This window comes from Mesorhizobium sp. LSJC280B00, from assembly GCF_000502835.1.
Classification (GTDB): domain Bacteria; phylum Pseudomonadota; class Alphaproteobacteria; order Rhizobiales; family Rhizobiaceae; genus Mesorhizobium.
Window position 1 is genome coordinate 192,071 of sequence record NZ_AYVL01000006.1, and the last position, 15,691, is coordinate 207,761.

Genomic DNA, 15,691 nt, shown 5'->3' on the forward strand with positions numbered 1-15,691 from the left:
CGAGGCCCTCTCCTCCAAAATGAATAAACCGATTGGCTGCAATTCTTGACCTTGACGACTTGTGGATATACATTTCTTCCAGCGTATATCTAAGAGAGGAAGTGGCATGCAGGTCGCCAAATGGGGAAACAGTCTTGCGGTCCGCCTTCCCGCCGCTGTGGTCGAAGCGCTTGAACTCAGGGAAGGCGATGAGATCGAAATCCATGTCGCTGACGCCCGCCAGCTTGGCGTCGCGCGGAAGCCCGGGCGTGAGGAGTTGCTGAAGCGTCTCCGCGCCTTCCGCGGTCGGCTTCCCGCTGACTTCAAATTCGATCGGGACGAGGCAAATGCCCGTTAGTTTTTTCGATACCAATGTCCTTCTTCATATCGCGTCAGGCGACACGGCGAAGGCGGATCGGGCCGAGGCGGTCATCGCCGATGGCGGGGCGATCAGCGTGCAGGTTCTCAATGAACTCACCAATGTCGCGCGTCGGAAGATGCAAATGTCATGGGACGAAACGCATGCGCTGCTGACCACGCTGCGCGGCCTGTTGACGGTTCATCCGCTCACGCTCGAGACCCACGAAACAGGATTGAGGCTCGCCGAGCGGTACGGCCTTTCCACCTATGACGCGATGATCGCCTCCGCGGCGGTTCACGCTGGCTGCGATACACTTTGGTCGGAGGACATGCAGCACGCAATGGCGCTCGACGAAGGCTTGCGCATCGTTAATCCCTTTCGCGTTGCGAGCTGATCACGCTCATTGAAGGGGGCTGGCCGGGAGCGAACTGGCGGCTTTCGATGTTGCCGAGCGGCGCGTCGGGCACGGAGAGCGATGCTGTCAACCACAAGCGTCTGCGCGGGCGAGGAGAAAGGCCGCTTCGCGCACGTTGCGGGTGAGCTTGGCCGCAGCCTCGAATTCGGCGCGGGCCTCGGCCAGCCGGCCGGCCCGAAACAGAAAATCGCCCCTCGCCGCCGGCAATGGCGCATAATTGCGCAAGGCGGCGGCGTCGGCAATCTCGTCTACCAGCCGCAGGCCCGCTTCGGGCCCGAAGGCCATGCTGTGGGCGACCGCTCGATTGAGATCGACCACCGGCGAGGGCATCACTGCACGCAGCCGGTCGTAGAGCGCTGCGATACGGGGCCAGTCGGTATCGGCCGGACTGCGCGCCCGCGCGTGACAGGCTGCAAGCGCGGCCTGCAACACATAGGGGCCATCGCCCCCGAGGGCTTCGGCACGGGCCAGCGCGTCAAGGCCTCGGCGGATCAGCAGCTGGTCCCAGCGCGCGCGGTTTTGCTCGGTCAGGGTCAAGAGGGCGCCGTCCGGCCCGATGCGTGCCGGCAGGCGCGATGCCTGGATTTCCATCAGAGCCAGCAGGCCGAACACCTCGGCATCCTCGGCCATCAACCCCGCCAGCATGCGGCCGAGCCGTTGTGCCTCCAGGCACAGGCTCGGGCGGACAAGGTCGTCGCCTGCCGTGGCAGCATAGCCTTCATTGAAGATGAGATAGATGACCTCCAGCACCGAGGACAGACGCGCCGCACGCTCGGCGCCGCGCGGCACCTCGAAGCTGAGCCCGGCCTTTCCGATCGTCCTCTTTGCGCGGACGATGCGCTGGGCGATCGTCACCTCGCTCGACAGGAAAGCACGGGCGATCTCGTCCGTCGTCAGGCCGCCGATGACACGCAGCGTGAGGGCCGCGCGGGCGTCGGCCGAAAGTATGGGGTGGCAGGCTGTGAAGATGAGGCCCAGCAGCTCGTCGCCAAGATCGTCGTTCATGGCCATTTCGTTTCCCTCGGCCGTACCATCGCAGTCGCCGTCCAGCTCCCGCGCGATCTCCTCATGCTTGCGCTCGCGCATCTTGTCGCGACGGATCGCGTCGATGGCGCGGCGTTTGGCGACCGTCATCAGCCAAGCGCCGGGATTAGCCGGAACGCCGGTCCTGGACCATTCGGATAGGGCTATGACGAGGGCGTCCTGCACCAGTTCCTCTGCAAGATCGACATTGCGCACGAGGCGGGCCAGGCCCGCGATGAGCCGGGCACGTTCAATGCGAAAAATCGCCTCGATCGCCTGCTGCGTCTCGCCTGCCGTCATGCTGCCTTATCGGCCAAAGCCATAACGAAGGCAAAGCAGGTTGCGGCCGACAGGTTCAGTTGCCGCTGAGCTTCTCGCGCGTCCGGTCATGGATTTCCGTGACCTCCGGCGTCAGATTCCCATTGCCAATCAGCCATCTCGTACAGCGGCCGGATTTCAATCTCGCTCGGTCCGGGCATGGGATTGGGGCAGCGCTTCACCCAGGCGACAGCCTCGTCCATGTCCTTGACTTCCCAGAGCCAAAAGCCGGCGACCAGTTCGCGGGTCTCGGCGAAAGGCCCGTCGATGACCGTCCGGCGGGGACCATCGAACGCAACGCGCTTGCCCTGCGAGGAGGGCTTGAGGCCATCGGCGTCGAGCAAGATGCCGGCATTGCGCAGCTCGTCGTTGAACCTGCCCATCGCCTCCATCGCCTCCTTCGCCTCGGGCGTGGGGACAAAGCCCTTTTCGCTGTCCTCGGTAGCCTTCACGAGCACCATCACACGCATCGTCTGTCTCCTTGTTGAGCCGGACTCACCGGCCGGCATCGAAACGACGAACGGAGTTTAGGAAATCGACATTGTCCTGCAAATTTTTTTCGAGGTTGAGGAGAAAGCCGCCGATCGCGGCTCCCCTGGTCAGGAATCGCGATGGCGCGATATCGAGATTGGGCGCAACGGTGGTCGCCGATTGTAAGTAATTGAGTGGCCCGCCTAAACCATTTCGGGACGTTTTGAAGCCTCGCGGATCGCCTTGTGTACGCTGCGCTGCAAATCCATGAAGGCCGGGGTTTCCATGACCTCTTCCCGGCGCGGGCGCTCGATGTCGACATTGAAGGTCTGCATGATGCGTCCCGGGCCGATCCCCATCACGACGATGCGGTCCGACAGGTAGACGGCTTCTTCCACATCATGGGTGACGAAGAGCACGGTGAGCCTGTGCTCCTCCCAGATCTGCGTCAGGAGTTCCTGCATCTGATGCCTGGTCAAGGCATCGAGCGCGCCAAAGGGCTCGTCCATCAGAAGCATTTTGGGTCGATAGGAAAGGGCACGCGCTATGGCCACCCGTTGCTTCATGCCGCCAGAAAGCTCAGACGGATAGCGATTGGCGCTGTGCGGGAGCTTGACCAGATCGAGATGCTCGCGTGCTATCCTGCGGCAGGTCGCGCGATCATGACCCGCGGCCTTGAGCGCGAACTCGATGTTCTGCTGCGCCGTCAGCCAGGGAAGCAGGGTGTAGGACTGGAAGACGACGCCGCGGTCGAGGCCCGGCTGCAGGATCGGCGCGCCATCGATGGCAAGATCTCCCGCGTCGAAATCCTGCAGTCCGGCAACGATCGACAGCAGCGTGCTCTTGCCGCAACCCGACGTGCCCACCAGCGAGACGAACTCGTTGTCGGCAAGATCGAGATTGATATCGCGCAGCACTTCCGTGCGCCGCGCGCCCGTGCCGAAGCTCTTGTGGAGACCTTTGATCCCCAATTTGGGCAAACTCATCGGCCCGGCCTCATTGCACGTGGCCCTCCTGCCGGAACAGCACTTTTCCCAGTGCCTTCATGACCTGGTCGGTAATGAGGCCAAGCACGCCCAGTAGCAGGATGTAGCCGATGATGGTGTTTGTCTGGAAATAGCGTTGGGACACGGTGATGCGGTAGCCGAGGCCTGATGTCGCCGCGACAAGTTCCGCCAACACCAGCCAGGTCCATGCCCAGCCGAGACTGATGCGTAACGTATCCCAGATGCCTGGCAAGGCGCTGGGAACCACAATGCGCGTCAGGATCCTGCGATCCGGCAGGCCGAGTGTCCTGCCAAGGCCAATGAAATCAGCGGGAACCCGCTTCACATTGTCCATGATCATCAGCACCTGCTGAAAGAAGGTGCCGATGAAGATGATCAGGAACTTCTGGGCATCGCCGGTCCCCGACCACAGGATGGAGAGGGGCACGAAAGCGACCACCGGCATGTAGCGGATAAAATCCACAAGCGGCTCGATCGCCGCTTCCCAGGTCCTGAAGCTGCCGATCAGCACGCCAATCGGAATCGCCAATGCCGAGGCGATGAGGAAGCCAATGGAAATACGGTATATCGAGGCTCTGACATCCAGCCACAGCGTGCCGTCACCCGAGAGCTTGCCGAGCTGGGTCACCACGCTCCCCGGCGAGGGCAGGAAAATCGGCTTTACCAGCCCCAGCCCCGTTGCCGCCCACCAGGCGAGACCGAGGCCGGCAAAAACCGCCACTGCTATCATCAGGAAGCGCGAGCGTGCGATGGGCGCGCCGATCCCGGAGGATCGGCGACGGCGCATCGGCTGTTTGATCACCGGCCCCGGCGCTGCGTGAGACGGGCTTGGCTTGGTCGCACGCTGCTCGGACATTTGCGTCACCACCGCGAGCCGGCCCTCGTCATTTCGCGGCCTTGACGAATGACGGGTCGATCATCTGCTCCGGCGTCACGTCCGCCTGAAGCAGCCCGGCGTTCTTGGCGGCTGCCTCGACATCGGCGAATGTCTTGGTGGAAAATTCGCCCGTCAGCGCATCCTTGTTTTCGGCGAGAGTATAGTAACGCACGCCATCAAAGGCGGTGTTGAGGTCTTCGACGCTCGAACCGACTGCCTTGGAGATGATCGCCCGGCCGTCGGGCGTGTCGGCATTGTAAGCCTTCAGGGCCGCATCCCAGGTTTTGATCATGGCAAGCACCTGGCCGGGACGCGACTTGATCACCTCATCGCGCACCACGAACACGTCGCTGATCAGGCCGGGATCTTCGCCTGCGGTGAAGAGCAGCTTGACGTCCTTGTTCTGTGCCCTGGCCGCGGTGAGATAGGGCTCATAGGTCACCGCCACCGGGACCTGGCCGGCGATCAACGCACTGCCGGCATCCGCCGCCGGCATTGGAACCGGCTGGACATCGGCGATGGACATGCCATTCTTGGCGAGCGCGTATTTGAGCAGGATGTCGCTCGTCGTGCCTTCCTCAAAAGCGACCTGTTTGCCCTTGAGGTCGGCGACGGAGGCGATGTCCTTGCCGGCGATCATGGCGTCCGCCGTCATGCTGACGTCGAGCAGAAGCACGATCTTCACCGGCAGGCCGGCCGCTACCATGCCCATAGCCGTGTGGGTCGCGATGTTGGCGGCATCGAGCTGGCCGCTCGCCAGGGCGGCGTTGATGTCCTTGTCCTCGGCGAAGTTCACGATCTGTACGTCGGACAGCCCGCTTGCCTTGAACAGACCCTTGGCTTCGGCGACGTGCCACTGGCCGTAGCCAAGCCATGGCTCGATGCCGATCTTGAATGTTCCTGCCTCAGGCGTCGCCGGAATTGTCGTGTCGGCCGCGTAGACCGCCGGGGCAAACCCGACGGCAGCAGCCATAACGAGTGCCCGAAATTGTCCTGCTAGGTTACGCATCATCTTGTTCCCCTTGATGATCAGGCCGCTTTTTTGAACCAAACATCCGGCCTGGTGAGAATGCGGGCTTCTGCCCTTGCGGCACCGTGCCTCGGCATCTTAGCTGTTCGTTCAACGAAAGTGCGACGACACTTCAACGTCAGCAACAGCGGATGTCAAGGCTAAATACATACATGCATATACAAGTTAGCCCCCTCCTTCCGACTCTGATTCGCTTCACTGCGATCAGGTTTTTTTGGATGGAGAATATCGACTGCCAAGCGAGTAGCGGCTGCCAACGTAAGTCAGCTTGCTGATCGTGGCAACGACGGCGCCCGTCCATGTCCGGCGATGCAGAAACAGGCAGCAGCTGCCGACGTCGATGCCCAGATACCGCGCCGTCTCGGCATCGGCAGGGGTCGCCGAGATGATGTGCTCGACCTCCGTCACCGGGGTTTTCTGCATGAGATAGTCGTAGGTCGCTGTCCTGGAAAAATCCTGCTTGTCATAGTCGGGTATCAGGCCCGGGTTGACGAAGCGCTCTTCCAGTTGCACAGGCAGGTCGTTCTCGAAGTTAACGACGATGGAATGATAGACCGACACGCGCTTTGCAAACTCGAACGAAAGCGCGAGCTCCTTTGTCGGCATGATCTTTTCGAGGACGATAACCTCGGAGCGATGCCTGTTTCCCCGCGCGACAATTTCCGCCGCGATGTTGTTGATCTCGATCAGTGCGGATTGCGGTCGAGGTGGCGCGATGAATGTGCCGACGCCCTGGAGCCGGATCAGAAAACCCGCAGAGGTCAACTCCCGCAAGGCACGATGGACCGTCATCCGAGACACGCCGAGTGTCGCCACGAATTCATTTTCGGAAGGCAGCTTGCGGTCCTTGCTCCATCGCCCCGTTCCGATGTTCGTCAGGATGTAGTCCTTGACCTTCTCGTAAAGAGGGCTGGCGGTGTCGGGCAAAGTTATCATTTCAAAAATCCTTTCCGGCAAGGTTCGGAAATCACACGCGCCCGGCACACCGCATCCGGACGATCGTTTTCAAGCCGTCACCCTGCCCCGCCAACAGCCGCTCATAGGCTGCGGGAACATCATCCAGGCCGATCTCGCGGTCGATCAGTTCGACCATGGGCTCGGTCAATTCGCCGAGCATCCGAATGGCGTCGGGAAGCTCATCGGCAAAGGCGTGGCATCCCAGCAATGCTATTTCGCGTTCAACCAGGATGTTGGGATCGATATCGAGGCGGCCATGGAATATGCCGACCATCGCAACGGTGCCGCCGGCATCGAGAACGCCGAGCAACTGGCCGAGTGCTGCGACGCTGCCGGTTGCTTCGACGGCAGCGAGCAAGGGGGCATCCGCGGTGGCGGCGGCAATGGCGTCCCGGTTCAAATCGACGATGCTGGCGCCGGTCACACGCGCCACGCGGGCGCAGCGGCCAGGGTTGCGATCGGCGACGAGCACGGTACCTGCGAATGTCCGGGAAAGCAGCAGTGCGGCAAGCCCGCCGATAGTCCCGCAGCCGACGACAAGAACGGAGCCGGCCGTTTTCGGCAGACGCCGCACTGCGTGCAACGCTACAGCCAGCGGCTCGGCCATCGCCGCGACCCGTTCGTCAAGCGCGGCATCGACGACGTGCAGCAGGCGTGCGGGCAGGACCGCCTGTTCGGCAAATCCGCCGTCGCATATCTCGCCGACAAAGCCCAGCGACGTGCAAAGATGCCGCCTGCCTGCATGGCATTGCGCGCATTCTCCACACCAGAAACGGGAATCGGCGACCACGCGGTCGCCAACAGCGACGGTGTCCACGCCCTCGCCGATGGCGATCACCGTGCCTGTCAGCTCATGGCCAGCCGTCGAAGGCGATCGGCTTATCCATTGGCCCGTGCGGAAGTTGTGGAGATCGGAACCGCAAATGCCTGCGGCATCGACCCTCAGCTTCACCCAGCCCGGCTCGGGAGCGCCTGGCGCGGCGATATCCTCGACGCGCAAGTCGCCGGGTCCATGGAGTCGCGCCGCCCTCATCGTCATCGTTTCCGCTCAGCCGGCGAGATAGCGATCGCGGATCTCCGAAACCGCGTTCTCATGCGAGCTGAATCCTTCGTAGCGGGCGAGCCTGCGGGCATGCAGGGCGAGTTCCGGATAGGCCGCCGAGGTCACATAGCCGACCGACGATCTCTTGACGAAATCCGTCACGGAAAGCGGTCCAAAGGTTCGCGCCCACCGGCTGGTCGGCAGCACCGCATTGGGTCCCAGGACGAAGTTGGCGAGGGTCACCGGCGTATGCGGACCCATGAGGATCTCGGCAGCTTCCGTGATACGTCCGAGATGCGCAAATGGCTCCGTTGACAGAATCTCGAGGTGCTCCGGCGCATAGTCGTTGATGAAGCGGTAGCTGTCCTCCAGCGACTCGGTCAGCACGATGCCGCCGCGCTTCCCAGTCAGCACCGCGCGTGAGAACTCCACACGCTGTTCGCTCATCCGGGACCAGTGTTCCGGTATCGCAATCAACGCGGCTTCGGCGACCTTGCGGCTGTGCGTCACCAGGTAGGCCGAGGAATCCGGCCCGTGCTCGGCCTCGATCAACAGGTCAAGAGCAGCCAGGCCGCCGTCGACGCTGTGATCGGCAAAAATGATCGCTTCGGAAGGACCGGCGGGCAGACCTGTGTTGATGATCGGGGACAACACGCTCTTTGCCGCCACCACCCACGGGCTCCCCGGCCCGACGATCTTGACGGCAGGCTTCACGGTCTCGGTTCCATAGGCGACGGCGGCGACCGCATGGGCGCCGCCGCACTTGTACACGGTCTCCACGCCGGCGAGGCGGGCAGCAACCAGCGTCGCGGCGTCGACGGAACCATCCGAAGTCGCAGGCGTCACGATCGCGATCTGGGGAACCCCGGCAATCACCGCCGGAACCGAGGTCATCATCGTCACCGAGGGAAAGGCGCCTTTGCCGCGCGGAACATAAAGCGCAACGGAAGCAATCGGTGTGTATCGGTCGCCCGCATAGGCGCCCGGCCGAACTTCCTTGAGCCACATCGTTTCCGGGCGCTGCTCCTCGTGGAAATGCATTATGTTCTCGATGCCGAACCGGATACTCTCCACGACATCCTTCTCGACCTTGTCGAATGCCGCGTCGAACTCCGCTTCCGAAACTTTCAGTCCACCGTCGGCAACATCGGCTTTGTCGAGTTCGCGTGCAAACCGGAGCAATGCCGCGTCACCTTCATCCTTGACGGCCTGGATGATTGGACGGACCTTTTCGATGAAGGAAGACAGATCTCCTTCGGCGCGTTTCAGTAAACTGGCCCGCTGATCGACACTGAGGGATGACAGGCGGTGGAAGCTGACGTCAGACATGGCGGCTCCTTTTCTTAGAACGCAATTACGATTAGCGCTTGTCGATCACTTCTGGGACACGTCTCCGGCCCCTGAAGCCTTCAAATCGATGCGAGAAAGCCTCCATCCACGGGAATGGACTGGCCGGTTATGTAGGCTGCCGCATCCGAAGCGAGGAACACCGCGATTCCGTGCAGGTCCGAGAGATCACCAAAACGGCGCTGCGGAATCTTGGCGAGCATCGATTGCTGCCATGCCTCGTTGCTGTAGAACACGTCTGTCATCGCTGTCCTGAAATAGCCAGGCGCAATGGCGTTGACCCGGATCCCGAGATCGGCCCACTCCGCTGCAAGCGCCCGCGTCATGCCGAGGAGGCCTGATTTCGACGAGCCGTACGGCACCGCCGTGGGAACCCCAACCTCGGAGGTCAGCGAGCAGAGATTGATAATGACGCCGGGCCGTCCGGCGTCTCTCATCTGCCGCGCGGCGGCTTGGGCGCAGAAGAAGGCGCCTTTGAGATTCGTATCGACAATCCTGTCCCACAAGACCTCGTCGACATCGAGTGAAGGCCGGACCTCTTCCGTACCTGCATTGTTGACGAGAATATCGAGACCTCCGAGCAGGCTGCCGGCCTCGGCTGTCGCCGCCAGGCAGCGGTCGACATCGGTGACGTCCAGGGCGATGGCGTGCGCGACCCCGCCGGCGGTGCGGATGGCGGCCATCGTCTTCTCGAGCGAGGCCACGCTGCGCGCCGTGACCGCGACGTCGGCGCCGGCCGCGCTGAGCGCCTCGGCGATGCTGCGCCCGATGCCACGGCTTGCGCCGGTTACAAGCGCCTTCCTGCCTGACAGATCGAAGAGAGATGCGTTGCGCATGTCATCCTCCTTGGTAATGTCGCGCTTGGACCGATCGCGTCGAGACTATCCGAATGCAGCTTATCTATACAAGCATGTACATCATGGCTGTAGTGCGCCATGCGGAACTTTGCTTGTCAGAGCGGCAGCGCATTGGCCGACATCGGACCGGACTACGCGGTTCGCCCCAGCCCATCTGGAGTTCATCGGGAGGGATAGATGAAGCGCGCAGTAGACCACGACGCGATGAGCGTGGTTGGCTATACCACCCCCTGGAGTGCCAAAGCAGGCCAGCGGATCAAGCTCAGCCTGTCATGCGATCGGCCGATAAAGGCCACACGAATTTGCCGGCTCGACAAGCCGGCTCCGGAATTTCTCGCCTGGCCCATCGAAACGGTAGGTGAAGCACGGCGTCGGCATTTCGACCAAGGGTCGTTCCTGTTCGTGCGAGCCGGCGAACTGGCCAAAGTACAAGCCGTCCACGGCATACGTTTTGAGCTGTTCCTCACGCGCAACGAAGGTGCGCGCACGATCCTGGAGGCAGGCGCCCTCGGGCTGCGCCTCCGCGACGGCGCATTTGTCGTGGAAATCGGCGGCGAAACCCTTGTCGAGAAGAAGGCGCCAACTGGTGTGTGGCTCACTGTCGAGTTGGACCTGCGGCAGGAGCAGTTGCGCCTGCGCATCAAATCCCATGACCGTCTCGCGCCTTACGAACTCCACGAAGGTTTTGCCAGCCCTGAGCGGACCCTCCAGGCGCACGACATCCATTTCGGCGCAAGTGCCACCAACCACGAACCTACTCTCAACGCGAAATTTGCTGCGATCCGGCTCGACACCCCACAGGGGACCATTGCCTGGGATTTCCCGACGCTGTTACCAACGCAGCCGATCCTGTCGTCGGGCGGAGCAGATCCGTTGCTCCTCGACGTGATCAATCAGCCAGCCTTCTGCGTGACTTCGGCACGCTGGGACGGATCGAGCTTCGAGCCTCGCTTGGTGCCGTCGCACTACGACGCTATCCATTGCCACGACGACGACATCGGCCCGCTTGGGTGGCCGGTCTCGCACCGCGCGACGATCCCCGAAAACGCACACCCAGGCGTCTACGCGTTCCAGGTCGAATGGGAGGGTGGCTACGAACGCGTGGTGTTCTTCGTCACCTCTTCACAGGTTTCGTCGCCGCTGTTGTATCTCGTGCCGACGGCCACCTATCTCGCTTATGCGGACGAATATCTCCCGGATCATCTTTATGAATGGAAAGGCGACGACCGGGGACATCGCTTCGCGATCTCCAACAATCTGAAATCCCTTTACGACTACCATTCCGACCTTAGCGGTGTTTCCATCTGCTCCTACAAAAAGCCGAAAGTGACGCTCAGGGACGATTACGATTATCCGCTCTGCGGCTGCCCACACAATTTGCCGGTCGATCTGCACTTCCTCCGATTCTGCCACGACAATGGAATCGTGTTTGACGTCATGACCGATCACGATTTGCACGAATGCGGCATAGACGGTTTGCGTCGACATCAAGCCGTCGTCACCGGCAGTCATCCCGAATATATGTCGATCGAGATGGAGCAGGCGCTGCGGCAGTTTGTGGCCGAAGGCGGCAGCATCGCCTATCTCGGCGGAAACGGCTTTGCTGCCACTGTGGCTTTCAAGGACGATCTGATGGAGTTGCGGCGCTCGCCGCTGGAGGCCGGCCGAACCTGGGACGGCCCGGTCGCCGAACAGGCGCTGTCGATCACCAACGAACCAGGCGGCTATCTCCGTTGCCGCGGCCGAGGCGAATTCACGCTGATCGGTGGCGCGATCTCACTGATGGGTTTCGATGGCGCACGCCCCTTCACGCGCACTGAGGAAAGCCATGAAGCAGGATGCGCATGGCTGTTCGAAGGCGTTGAAAATGCGACCTTCGGCACCGACGGCATCGTGCTGGGCGGTGCCGCGGGCTACGAAGTGGATGCGACGGATCCAGCCCTCGGCACTTCCGCTGACACCGTCGTGATCGCGCGGGCGACGGGATTTCCCGACAGCTTCTTCCAGGATCCGACGCGCTGGTATGAGGGCGGGGATAGGCAACGCATCGCCCGCCGCTGCGCCGAAATGACCCTGCGAAAGCTCGCAGCAGGCGGCTTGATCTTTTCCGCAAGCTCGGTTGCCTGGTGCGGCGCGCTGCCAGCCGCAGGCGCCATGAACGATGTCGGCAGGATCACGCTCAATCTGCTTACCCGCCTCGGTGCCACGAAAGGAGAACCCGGCCGAGAAAAATGGATAAGCTGATTGGCGCCGTTACGGAAAGACCCGTATCCGGTTTTGGGAATCAAATCAGTCGGCGTGCACCGGCTTCGTCTCACATGTCTCTCGCCACCTGGCGGACGGCAGTTGCCTCAGCCGCAACCTTCAGGTGCGCTGCTTTGACAAACGGCGCTGAACCAGAATTTGGCGCGGCATCAACGACACCCTCGCCGACCAGGCAAGGAAGCTAGGTATCCCTTCTTCGGCGGCGCGCAAGCGTTGTCGGACTATCCCGCAACGAATTGTCGGAACTGACCGATCTGGCCCGTCCTTGGGTCTCACCAGCGCAAGGAAGAAGCGATGAGAGACCTGATCTTGAAGATGTCCATATCGATCGACGGCTTCGTGAGTGACCTGGATGGCCGAAACACATGGATGTTCGGCGCCGATCAAGAGGCGAAGGCCTGGGGCGTAGAGTTCATATGGAACTCGAGCCTGCACATCATGGGCAGCCGCAGCTTCCGTGACATGGCCGCCTGGTGGCCGATCTCCTGCGACCAGTTCGCGGCGCCGATGAACCAGATCCCCAAGGCCGTCTTCTCACGACGGGGACCGGAGATCCTGAGGGAGGTGAGCAAGTCGGCGGCGCTCGATGAGGCTCGCGCCGTCAACGCGGGAACCGGACAGCCGGCGAAGTTGCAGCCCGGTGGTGAAAGTTGGGCGGAGGCCTATGTGGCGAGCGGTGACTTGGCGGAGGAAGTCGCGAAGTTGAAAGCCCAAGAGGGCAAGCCGATCATCGCCCACGGCGGAGTGAGCTTCGCCCGCAGTCTCGTCGCCCAAGGACTGGTCGACCAGCTCGCCCTGACGGTGGCCCCCGTGGCGCTGGGCAAAGGCCTGCCGCTGTTCTCCGAACTGGTCGCGCCGATGTCTCTCAAGCTGGTGAGCTCGAAAGCCTTCCCGGGGGGCGCGGTGGCGCAGATTTACCGGCCAACGTGAACACGTCAGAGAATGTGTGCAACCAACGAACCGACGAAGTGAGGGCGAGGTATAAATGAATGCGATCCCTTCGGATCGTCGTCGATCGATAGGAGCCTGTGCATGGCGAAGCTTGTATTCGGAATGATGCAGTCGCTCGACGGCTATGTCGCTGGCGCCGAGGGCGGGCCCGGGCTGCCGATGCCCGGAGAGGCGCTCCATCGCCACTTCAACGCCCATGTGCGCGGGATCGCCGGCAGCCTCTACGGCCGGCGCATGTACGAGGTAATGCGCTATTGGGACGAGGATCAGTCGGGACAGGACCAGGTCGGGCGCGACTTTGCGGCGGCCTGGCGGGCGCAGCCGAAATGGGTCGTCTCTCGCACCCTGAAGTCGGTCGGGCCGAACGCCACGCTGGTGGACGACGATCTCAAAGGGTTCGTTAGGGCGCTTAAAGCCGAACACGAGGGCGAGATCGAAGTCGCCGGACCGGAGCTTGCGGGTAGTCTGACCGAGCTTGGCCTTATCGATGAGTACCGGCTCTACTTCCGTCCCATCGTGCTTGGTCGCGGCAAGCCATTCTTCGCCGGCCCGCGGCCGCCGCTGCGTCTCGTGGCCAGCGACCGGGTTGGCGAGGACGCGATCAGAGTGACGTACGTTCCCGCCTGATCACAACCCACCCGACACCCTAACGTCCGTCGGACCGAATTTGAGCTCATTCCCACTCGATGGTGCCTGGCGGTTTGCTCGTCACGTCATAGACGACGCGGTTGATGCCGCGCACCTCGTTGATGATGCCGGTGGCGGCTGCGCCCAGGAATGCCATGTCGTGACGGTAGATATCCGCGGTGCCGCCATCTACCGATGGTGATGCGCGTACATACCGATAAGGGCAGCGGTCACGAGCCGCGCTGTCCCCACGGGCATTGCTCTACCTGCGCCCTTCAAGGAAAAGGAGCATTGTGACGGGGCTTAGCTATAGACGCTGTAGCATTGATCTAATGCGATTTATCGCAGCATCGACACCTTGCCTAGGCAGACTTTCAACCTTGTAAAATGAAAGGAACGTAAGCGAGGCTTGAGGAGCACAGGTATTCAGAATAGCTGTCTTGAGAACACGCCGCACTGGCCGCCTGAGGATCAGCCAATCGACCCACCAAGGTGAGCCCAAAGTTGTTATTGCAACCACCTTCCTTAACTGGCGAAGTCGCGGTTGTATGGCACCAAGATCGGCTGCGTGATGGTATGCAATACCAGGCACCCATACCCTGTCGAATCAGCCCTTCAATATAGCTGGAGGTCCGAACCACCACGTGGGAAAAATCAAGACGATAGTCTCGGCCCAGAGAAGATCCTCAATCTCTTTAGCTACCTCTGTAGTCTCGAATCCGGAATAGTAGCTCGCGCGCTCCGCCGGTGTAAGAGCCGGGAAGAAGCCAGATCGATACAGATCAACATGTCGGCACTGGTGCTTCGCATCCATCAGGGTGTCGATAGCTGCGTTCGAAAGCGTTTGGCAAAGGCTTGGATTGAGTGGATGAGCCGTGACAATCAAGCATCGCATACCAATATTTTGAATCCTCCCCAATTTGGTTGCGCTGCGCGTCATCATTCGTGCGGCGCGGTGCTCGGGCAAAGCTTCTCATACCAATCATGGATTTCGAAATAGCTGTACGCGCCACAGTCTTCAAAGAGCAATTGTTTTTCAACGCCGAGAATGGCCCTTCTACAGCGGTACGCTCGAGACAGCGCCATCGGCGACCTGCCAGGCGTCAGTCGCGCGATATGGACAGCCCCGCGAGAAGCGGCGCGTACGCGGCGAGCCTGCGGGATACGAACTCCGTGAAGAGCCGTACGCGCTTCGTCTTGCGTGTCTCCCCCTGTGTGAGAAGCCAGAGCGTTCCGTACATGTGCAGGTCGGTGCCCGGCACCCTCACCAGTAGGGGGTCGGCATCGCCGACGAAGCAGGGCAGTGTCGTGATCCCGAGCCCTTGCCGTACAGCAACGATCTGCGCCTCGGCGTCCGTGGTCCTGAAGGGAACCCCCGTGGTGCGAACCTCACCCTCGCTGGCCCATTCCGGAATTCCATGAATGCTTATGACGATCCACCGGATGGGATCAGGCGCGCCCGCACGCCACGCGGCTAGTCGATCACAGGACATATAGACGCCGCCGAACACCTCCGGTCCCTTCAGGCCATGAAGATTGAGCGGCAGGGTTTTGCGGTCGTAGACGACGCGGATCGCGACGTCGGCCTCTCGGTTGGTCAGATTTGCCAGCTCGCCGGACGACAAGATTTCCATCTCGATGTCCGGATGCAGACGCGCGAAATCGGCGAAGTCCGGCATGAGCAGGTGTGTCGCGAGGGGCGGTGCCAGCGTCACCCGCAGAAGCCCGCGCACGCTCTGGTCGCGCCCGAAGACGCGCGTCTCCAGCAGGTGCGACGACACTTCCATCTGGTCCGCGAACTCGAGGACCTCCTCGCCCGCAGCCGTCAGGCGGTAGCCCGAAGGCAGCTTTTCGAACATCTGCACCCCGAGGCGTTCCTCGAGCTGGGCGACGCGTCGCAGCACGGTCGAGTGGTTCACACCGAGGCGCTCGGCAGCGGCCCGCACCGAGCCTCCGCGCGCGACGGCAAGAAAGTAGCGAACGTCATCCCAGTCGATCATGGTGCAATCCGGCACCGCGCGGTGCGCCTTCCAAAGCCCGTATCTAACACATCGAACAGCAGTACGGGCGGTCATCATAGCCTATGTCGACGAGCGCGGCTCAATTCCGAACGGCGGACGCCGATCGTCGCGGCTGGCGTCAGTCGTCCAGCCGGATCGATTTC

At 61.8% G+C, this 15,691-nt stretch carries 15 protein-coding genes and 1 pseudogene; 5 read left to right on the forward strand and 11 right to left on the reverse strand.

What is annotated here, in order from left to right; genetic code table 11:
* Nucleotides 1-106: 106 nt before the first annotated feature.
* Together X773_RS51340 and X773_RS51345 are read left to right on the forward strand one after the other, a co-directional pair.
* Nucleotides 107-337: an AbrB/MazE/SpoVT family DNA-binding domain-containing protein gene (locus X773_RS51340; RefSeq protein ID WP_023676182.1), complete on the forward strand. Its 231-nt coding sequence runs from the start codon at nucleotides 107-109 to the stop codon at nucleotides 335-337.
* Nucleotides 327-734: a PIN domain-containing protein gene (locus X773_RS51345; RefSeq protein WP_023676183.1), complete on the forward strand. Its 408-nt coding sequence runs from the start codon at nucleotides 327-329 to the stop codon at nucleotides 732-734. Before X773_RS51340 ends, X773_RS51345 begins: the two co-directional genes overlap by 11 nt.
* 87 nt (nucleotides 735-821) lie before the next feature.
* Here X773_RS51345 and X773_RS51350 read toward each other — a convergent pair whose 3' ends face one another.
* From X773_RS51350 to X773_RS51385, 9 genes are all read right to left on the reverse strand, one after another.
* The gene (locus tag X773_RS51350) at nucleotides 822-2,078 is read right to left on the reverse strand and encodes a sigma-70 family RNA polymerase sigma factor (RefSeq protein ID WP_023676184.1); all 1,257 of its coding nucleotides are present in this window, start codon (nucleotides 2,076-2,078) and stop codon (nucleotides 822-824) included.
* An 86-nt stretch (nucleotides 2,079-2,164) separates the two neighbouring features.
* Nucleotides 2,165-2,605 carry a YciI family protein gene (locus tag X773_RS0137665; RefSeq protein WP_245274676.1) on the reverse strand — a complete coding sequence of 147 codons (441 nt, stop codon included), beginning with the start codon at nucleotides 2,603-2,605 and terminating at the stop codon, nucleotides 2,165-2,167.
* 165 nt (nucleotides 2,606-2,770) lie between these two features.
* Nucleotides 2,771-3,553 carry an ABC transporter ATP-binding protein gene (locus X773_RS51355; RefSeq protein WP_023676185.1) on the reverse strand — a complete coding sequence of 261 codons (783 nt, stop codon included), beginning with the start codon at nucleotides 3,551-3,553 and terminating at the stop codon, nucleotides 2,771-2,773.
* A gap of 10 nt (nucleotides 3,554-3,563) precedes the next feature.
* Nucleotides 3,564-4,361, reverse strand: a complete 798-nt coding sequence (locus X773_RS51360; RefSeq protein ID WP_156937326.1) for an ABC transporter permease — start codon at nucleotides 4,359-4,361, stop codon at nucleotides 3,564-3,566.
* 97 nt (nucleotides 4,362-4,458) lie between these two features.
* Complete coding sequence (locus X773_RS51365; protein WP_245274677.1) at nucleotides 4,459-5,424, reverse strand: ABC transporter substrate-binding protein; 966 nt, start codon at nucleotides 5,422-5,424, stop codon at nucleotides 4,459-4,461.
* 261 nt (nucleotides 5,425-5,685) lie between these two features.
* Complete coding sequence (hutC, locus tag X773_RS51370) at nucleotides 5,686-6,417, reverse strand: histidine utilization repressor (RefSeq protein ID WP_023676188.1); 732 nt, start codon at nucleotides 6,415-6,417, stop codon at nucleotides 5,686-5,688.
* A gap of 31 nt (nucleotides 6,418-6,448) precedes the next feature.
* Entirely contained in the window at nucleotides 6,449-7,471 is a 1,023-nt protein-coding gene (locus X773_RS51375) for an alcohol dehydrogenase catalytic domain-containing protein (RefSeq protein ID WP_023676189.1), read from the reverse strand.
* Nucleotides 7,472-7,486: 15 nt separating this feature from the next.
* On the reverse strand, nucleotides 7,487-8,809 hold the full coding sequence (hisD, locus tag X773_RS51380; protein WP_023676190.1) for a histidinol dehydrogenase: 1,323 nt from the start codon (nucleotides 8,807-8,809) through the stop codon (nucleotides 7,487-7,489).
* Nucleotides 8,810-8,889: 80 nt separating this feature from the next.
* The gene (locus X773_RS51385; protein WP_023676191.1) at nucleotides 8,890-9,663 is read right to left on the reverse strand and encodes a 3-oxoacyl-ACP reductase family protein; all 774 of its coding nucleotides are present in this window, start codon (nucleotides 9,661-9,663) and stop codon (nucleotides 8,890-8,892) included.
* Between the two features lie 198 nt (nucleotides 9,664-9,861).
* Between X773_RS51385 and X773_RS51390 the strand changes: the two genes are divergently transcribed.
* The 3 genes from X773_RS51390 to X773_RS51400 all read left to right on the forward strand — a co-directional run bounded on the left by X773_RS51390 (nucleotide 9,862) and on the right by X773_RS51400 (nucleotide 13,527).
* Complete coding sequence (locus tag X773_RS51390; protein ID WP_023676192.1) at nucleotides 9,862-11,928, forward strand: N,N-dimethylformamidase beta subunit family domain-containing protein; 2,067 nt, start codon at nucleotides 9,862-9,864, stop codon at nucleotides 11,926-11,928.
* A 315-nt stretch (nucleotides 11,929-12,243) separates the two neighbouring features.
* A complete protein-coding gene (locus X773_RS51395; RefSeq protein WP_023676193.1) occupies nucleotides 12,244-12,879 on the forward strand; it encodes a dihydrofolate reductase family protein in 636 nt (211 codons plus the stop codon).
* Between the two features lie 102 nt (nucleotides 12,880-12,981).
* Nucleotides 12,982-13,527 carry a dihydrofolate reductase family protein gene (locus X773_RS51400; RefSeq protein ID WP_023676194.1) on the forward strand — a complete coding sequence of 182 codons (546 nt, stop codon included), beginning with the start codon at nucleotides 12,982-12,984 and terminating at the stop codon, nucleotides 13,525-13,527.
* A 46-nt stretch (nucleotides 13,528-13,573) separates the two neighbouring features.
* Here X773_RS51400 and X773_RS79010 read toward each other — a convergent pair.
* A pseudogene (locus X773_RS79010) lies at nucleotides 13,574-13,834 on the reverse strand (hypothetical protein); the annotation flags it as partial.
* A gap of 796 nt (nucleotides 13,835-14,630) precedes the next feature.
* A complete protein-coding gene (locus tag X773_RS51410; protein ID WP_023676196.1) occupies nucleotides 14,631-15,527 on the reverse strand; it encodes a LysR family transcriptional regulator in 897 nt (298 codons plus the stop codon).
* Nucleotides 15,528-15,691 lie beyond the last annotated feature (164 nt).